This window comes from Immundisolibacter sp. (assembly GCF_028696615.1).
In the GTDB taxonomy this organism is placed as follows: Bacteria; Pseudomonadota; Gammaproteobacteria; order Immundisolibacterales; family Immundisolibacteraceae; genus Immundisolibacter.
The window spans coordinates 1-6,169 of sequence record NZ_JAQVGQ010000161.1 but is presented as its reverse complement, the minus strand read 5'-3'; the positions used below and the strand labels follow the sequence as shown (position 1 = coordinate 6,169).

Here is a 6,169-nt window from a genome sequence, read left to right as displayed (position 1 = left end):
TCGAGATCGATCTTGGGCTTGCCGAAGTCGACTCCCGGCGTGTGCGCTGCCTCGTCGATCACCTTGGCGATGTGCAGCAGCGCCTTGGACGGGATGCAGCCGACGTTCAGGCACACGCCGCCCAGGCGCTGCTCGCGCTCGACCAGCGTGACCTCGAGGCCCAGATCGGCGGCGCGAAAGGCTGCACTGTAGCCGCCGGGGCCGGCGCCGACCACGACCAGCTGCGTTCGGATGGTTTCGGGCATGGGGTTCTCCGGGCCAGGTCAGGGGAAAAGCACCGAGCCGGCCGGCTCGGTGCGCGTCGGTTGGGGCGTCGTGCCGAGCCGGGTGGGTCGAACGTTTCCAGGGAAGGAAATGTTCGACATCGGCTACAACAGCAAGCCGCGCAAGTCCTCCAGCAGCTCGGCCAGGTGGCGCGTGAAGCGCGCCCCGGCGGCGCCGTCGATGACGCGGTGGTCGTACGACAGCGACAGCGGCAGCATCAGGCGCGGCGCAAAGGCGCTGCCGTCCCAGACGGGTTTCAGGGCCGCGCGCGACACGCCGAGGATGGCCACCTGCGGCCAGTTGACGATGGGCGTGAACGCCGTGCCGCCGATGCCGCCGAGGCTGGAGATGGTGAAGGTGCCGCCCTGCAGCTCGTCCGGCTTGAGTTTGCGCTCGCGGGCACGGGCGCTCAGGTCGCCGAGTTCCGCCGCCAGGTCGAGGATGCCCTTGCGGTCCACGTCGCGGATCACCGGCACCACCAGACCGGCCGGCGTGTCCACCGCCACGCCGATGTGGATGTAGCGCTTGACGACCAGCGCCTTGCCGTCGGGCGCCAGTGAGCTGTTGAAGTCCGGGAATGACTTGAGCGCGCCGGCGCACACCTTCAGCAGCAGCGCCACCAGGGTGAGCTTGGCGCCGCGCGCCTCGGCGGCCTTGGCCTGCGCCTTGCGGAAGGCTTCGAGCTCGGTGATGTCGGCCTCGTCGTGCTGCGTGACCTGCGGCACCTGCGGCCAGGAGCGGCCAAGGTTCTCGCCGGTGAGCTGGCGGATGCGGCTGAGCGGCACGGATTCGATCTCGCCCCACTGGGCGAAGTCGATCGCCGGCAGCGGCGCGAGCCCGCCACCGCTGGCCGCCGTGCCCTGCATGACGGCCTTGACGTACGCCTGCACGTCTTCCTGGGTGATGCGACCCTTGCGCCCGCTGCCCGGCACGCGCGACAGGTCGACGCCCAGCTCGCGCGCAAAGCGCCGCACGGACGGCGTGGCGTGTGGCAGGGCGCCGGCCGGCGCCGGTTCGGGTGTCGCTGGGCTCGGTGCCCGAAGCGGTGCGCTTGCGGCGCTCGGCGCTGCGGGCGGCGTGGCCGGCTCGGCTGCCGGGACAGCGGCAACGGGCGCGCCGCCGGCGGCGGTTTCGATCATTGCCACCACGTCGCCGGTCTTGAGCTTGTCGCCCACCTTGACCTTGAGTTCGCGCACCGTGCCGGCAAACGGCGCCGGCAGCTCGGTGGCGGCCTTCTCGGTCTCGACGGTGAGCAGCGGGTCGCCCTCGGCCACCGTGTCGCCGGCCTTGACTTGCAGCTCGATCACGTCGGCCGTCTTGCCTTCGCCAAGCTCCGGGCACGGCACGGGTTGCAGGGTGGCGGGCGCCGATTTTGTGTATGCCGCCGCCGGCTCGGCCTCCGGCGCCGACTCGGCCTTGGTCGCGGGCTGCTCGGCCGGCGCGGGAGTGGCGGGCGCCTGGTCGGCCTCGGGCGCGTCCGCGGCGGCCGTTTCGATCACCGCGATCACGTCGCCCTCCTTTACCTTCTGGCCGGGCTTGACGCGCACGGCGGTCACCTTGCCGCCGAACTCGGCCGGCAGATCCATGGCCGCCTTGTCGGTTTCCAGCGTCAGCACGATGTCGCCGGCGTTGATGACATCGCCGGGCTTGATGCTCACTTCGGCCACGTCGGCCTCGTGCACGTTCTCGGCCAGGGCCGGCACGATGAGGTTCTGTTCCATGCTCGTGGTCGCTCCCTGCGCCTTAGACGGTGACCGGATCGGGCCGCTCGGGGTCTATGCCGAGCTTTTGGGCGGCCTCGGTGACGGTCTTGACTGTCACGCTGCCCTCGTCGGCCAGCGCTTTCAGTGCCGCATAGGCGATGTGCTCGCGGCTGACCTCGAAGAACTGCCGCAGGCGCCGGCGCGTGTCACTGCGCCCGAAGCCGTCGGTGCCGAGCACCTCGTAGCGGCCGCGCACCCAGGGCCGGATCTGGTCGGCGTAGGCCTTCATGTAGTCGGTGGCGGCGATGACCGGCCCCGCGGTGCCGTCCAGGCACCGTTCGACGTGGCTCTTGCGCGGGGTGGCGGTGGGATGCAGGCGGTTCCAGCGCTGCACGGCAAGACCGTCACGGCGCAGCTCGTTGAAGCTGGTGGCGCTCCACACGTCGGCGTGCACGCCGAACTCCTGCAGCAGCTCGGCCGCCGCCAGCGCCTCGCGCAGGATGGCGCCGCTGCCGAGCAGCTGCACGCGTGGCGACGCCTTGCCGCGGGTTTTCTTCGGTTCGGCGCCCGGCAGGCGGTACAGGCCGCGCAGGATGCCGTCGCGCGCGCCGTCCGGCATGGGCGGGTGGGCGTAGTTCTCGTTCTCGACCGTGATGTAGTAGTAGACGCTCTCGTCCGCCTCGTACATGCGCCGCATACCGTCCTGGATGATGACGGCCAGCTCATACAGGTAGGCCGGGTCGTAGGCGACGCAGTTGGGGATGGTCGAGGCCAGCAGGTGGCTGTGGCCGTCCTGGTGCTGCAGGCCCTCGCCGGCCAGCGTGGTGCGCCCGGCGGTGCCGCCGATCAGAAAGCCGCGCGTGCGCATGTCGCCGGCCGCCCAGGCGAAGTCGCCGACGCGCTGGAAGCCGAACATCGAATAGAAGATGTAGAAGGGGATCATCGACACGCCGTGCATGGCATAGGAGGTGCCGGCGGCGATCCACGAGCAGAACGCGCCGGCCTCGTTGATGCCTTCTTCCAGAATCTGGCCCTGCTTGTCCTCGCGGTAGAACATGAAGTGCCCGGCGTCCTCGGGCTCGTACAGCTGGCCTTCCGGCGAGTAGATGCCGAGCTGGCGGAACAGGCCCTCCATGCCGAAGGTGCGCGCCTCGTCCGGCACGATCGGCACCACGTGCCGGCCGATGTGCGGGTCGCGGGTAAGCTGCGTCAGGATGCGCACGAAGGCCATGGTGGTGGAGATGTCGCGCTCGCCGCTGCCTTCGAGCAGCTTCTCGAAGGCGTCCAGGGCCGGCACCGTCAGCGGCGGCGCCTTGTGGCGGCGCACCGGCAAATAGCCGCCCAGCGCCTGGCGCCGCGCGTGCAGGTACTGCATTTCGGGGCTGTCGTCGGCGGGTTTGTAGTACGGCAGGGCCGCCAGCTGCTCGTCCGGGATCGGCAATTTGAAGCGGTCGCGGAAGGCGCGGATCTGCTCGTCCGTCATCTTCTTTTGCTGGTGGGTGATGTTCTGCGCCTCGCCGGCGCTGCCCATGCCGTAGCCCTTGACGGTCTTGAACAGGATCACCGTCGGCTGGCCGCGGTGGCGTACGGCGGCGTCGAAGGCGGCGTAGATTTTCAGCGGGTCGTGGCCGCCGCGGCGCAGGCGGTAGATGTCGTCGTCGGACAGGTGCTCGACCAGGCGCAGCAGCTCGGGGTATTTGCCGAAGAAGCGCTCGCGGGTGTATTTGCCGCCGCGCGCCTTGTAGGCCTGGTACTCACCGTCGATGGCCTCTTCCATGCGCTTGCGCAGCAGGCCGCTGCGGTCGCGGGCCAGCAGCTCGTCCCACTCCGAGCCCCAGATCACCTTGATGACGTTCCAGCCGTTGCCGCGGAATTCGCTTTCGAGCTCCTGGATGATCTTGCCGTTGCCGCGCACGGGACCGTCCAGGCGCTGCAGGTTGCAGTTGACGACGAAGATCAGGTTGTCGAGCTTCTCGCGCCCGGCAACGGACAGCGCGCCGCGCGACTCGGGCTCGTCCATCTCGCCGTCGCCGAGGAACGCATATACCTTGCGGTCGTCCATGCTGGCCAGGCCCCGGCGGTCCAGGTAGGCCATGAAGCGCGCCTGGTAGATGGCCATCATCGGCGCCAGACCCATCGACACCGTCGGCAGGCTCCAGAATTCCGGCATCAGCCACGGGTGCGGGTAGGACGACAGGCCGCCGCCGGGGGCCAGTTCCTGGCGGAAGTTGTTCAGGTCCCGCTCGGTCAAGCGGCCTTCCAGGAAGGCGCGCGCGTACATGCCGGGCGAGCTGTGGCCCTGGAAGAACACCAGGTCCCCGGCGCCGGCGTCGCTCGGCGCATGGAAGAAATGGTTGAAGCCGACCTCGTAGATGGTGGCCAGCGAGGCGTAGCTGGCGATGTGGCCGCCGAGCTCGGTCGATTCGCGGTTGGCGCGCGTCACCATGATCATGGCGTTCCAGCGCAGCGCGGCGCGGATGCGGCCTTCGAGCTGCAGATCGCCGGGGTAGGGTGGCTGGCGGTCGGCCGGGATGGTGTTCAGGTACGCCGTGTGCAGGCCCTGCGGCAGGCCGATGCCCAGGTTGCGCGCCTCGTCGAGCAGGGTCTCCAGGATGAAGCGGGCGCGCGCCTCGCCTTCCACTGCCGTGAGCGAGCGCAGCGCATCCAGCCAGTCGCGCGTCTCGAGCGGGTCTACGTCGAGCCCGAGGCGGCCGGGGGCGCCGGGCAGGCCGCTGTCCGGTTTGTTCATGTGCAGGATCTCCGCGAAGGGTTGGGCAACCGGAGCGGGCCGCCGGCCCTGTGTCTGCCGCGACCCGAACGCCGACCGGGGGGTGGCCCCGGCCGGCGCAGTTTACCAGCGGCCCTGGCAAGCTCTGAATTGGGCGCTGTGGCGGGACCGGATGCCGGGCCCGCCCACGGCGCCGGGCCGTGAATCGCCATAGCTGGCGTTCGTCGGCGGCTTTTTCCGAAGGCCCCGTCGCGCAGCGGATAATGTGCGTTTCGATCGAGCGATACGCCATGGACACGCTGACCCTCACCCGTCCCGACGACTGCCACCTGCACCTGCGCGACGGCCCGGCGCTGGCCGCGGTGCTCGCCGACAGCGCCAGGCGCTTCGCCCGCGCGGTGGTGATGCCGAACCTGCGCCCGCCGGTCACCACCGTGGCCGCGGCGCTGGCTTATGGCGAGCGCATCCGCGCGGCGCTGCCGACGGGAGCGGATTTCACGCCTTTGCTGACGCTGTACCTCACCGAAGCCACGCCGGCTTCGGAACTGCGCGCCGCCAAGGCGGCCGGTCTCGTGGGCGTCAAGCTCTACCCGGCCGGCGCCACCACCCATTCGGACGCCGGCGTGCATCGCCTCGAGGCGATCCACCCGCAGCTGGACGTGATGCAGGACATCGACCTGCCGCTGCTGGTGCACGGCGAGGTGACCGATCCCAAGGTCGATGTGTTCGACCGCGAGGCGGTGTTCATCGAGCGCCATCTGGCGCCGCTGGTGGCGCGTTTCCCGGCGCTGCGCGTGGTGCTCGAGCACGTCACCACGCGTGAGGGCGTCGAATTCGTGCGCGCGGCGCGCCCGGGCGTGGCCGCCAGCATCACCCCGCAGCACCTGTCGCTGAACCGCGGCGCGCTGTTCGAGGGCGGTCTGCGTCCACACCACTACTGCCTGCCGGTCCTGAAGCGCGAGGAACACCGCGCCGCCGTGCTGGCGGCGGCGATCTCGGGTGATCCCAGGTTCTTTCTGGGCACCGACAGCGCGCCGCATGCGCAAACCGCCAAGGAGAGCGCCTGCGGCTGCGCCGGTATCTACAGCGCCCATGGCGGCATCGAGCTGTACGCCGAAGCCTTCGATGCGGCCGGCGCGCTCGACAAACTGGACGCCTTCGCCAGTCGCCACGGCGCCGATTTCTACGGCTTGCCGCGCAACACCGGCACGCTGATGCTGCGCCGCGAGCCGGTTCCGGTGCCGGACAGCCTGCCGTTTGGCGACCAGCGCCTGGTGCCGCTGCGCGCCGGCGGGCAGCTCGCCTGGCAGGTCGTCGCCTGAGCGCTTGTGAATGTTTCAAGCGCCGAGGCCGGCCAGGGATGGCCGGACGCGAATCGAGCCCTTGAGGGCTTGATTCGCGCGAGCCCGTCCGGGCATGTACCGGACGGGCGACGCAAGAAATGCGCGGGACGCGCATTTCTTCACAAACCCTG

4 protein-coding genes are annotated in these 6,169 nt (G+C 70.1%); 1 reads left to right on the top strand and 3 read right to left on the bottom strand.

Translation table 11 applies throughout. The features are described 5' to 3' along the window. The 3 genes from PHC73_RS10410 to aceE form a co-directional block, all read right to left on the bottom strand. On the bottom strand, positions 1-245 hold a 245-nt coding region (locus PHC73_RS10410), incomplete at its 3' end, for an FAD-dependent oxidoreductase (RefSeq protein WP_300127673.1). 123 nt (positions 246-368) lie between these two features. Continuing rightward, positions 369-1,985 carry a dihydrolipoyllysine-residue acetyltransferase gene (gene aceF, locus PHC73_RS10405; RefSeq protein WP_300127670.1) on the bottom strand — a complete coding sequence of 539 codons (1,617 nt, stop codon included), beginning with the start codon at positions 1,983-1,985 and terminating at the stop codon, positions 369-371. Between the two features lie 22 nt (positions 1,986-2,007). Continuing rightward, the gene (gene aceE, locus PHC73_RS10400; protein WP_300127667.1) at positions 2,008-4,716 is read right to left on the bottom strand and encodes a pyruvate dehydrogenase (acetyl-transferring), homodimeric type; all 2,709 of its coding nucleotides are present in this window, start codon (positions 4,714-4,716) and stop codon (positions 2,008-2,010) included. 269 nt (positions 4,717-4,985) lie between these two features. On the opposite strand from aceE, the gene pyrC reads away from it, so the two are divergent. Next, positions 4,986-6,017 (top strand): dihydroorotase, encoded by a 1,032-nt coding sequence (gene pyrC / locus PHC73_RS10395; protein ID WP_300127664.1) that lies wholly within the window; start codon positions 4,986-4,988, stop codon positions 6,015-6,017. The last annotated feature ends 152 nt before the right edge of the window (positions 6,018-6,169 follow it).

What these genes read in the sequence shown, in the direction of transcription:
- aceF (WP_300127670.1), bottom strand. Translation starts at nt 1,985, where the DNA reads ATGGAACAGAACCTCATCGTGCCGGCCCTGGCCGAGAACGTGCACGAG.
- aceE (WP_300127667.1), bottom strand. Translation starts at nt 4,716, where the DNA reads ATGAACAAACCGGACAGCGGCCTGCCCGGCGCCCCCGGCCGCCTCGGG.
- pyrC (WP_300127664.1), top strand. Translation starts at nt 4,986, where the DNA reads ATGGACACGCTGACCCTCACCCGTCCCGACGACTGCCACCTGCACCTG.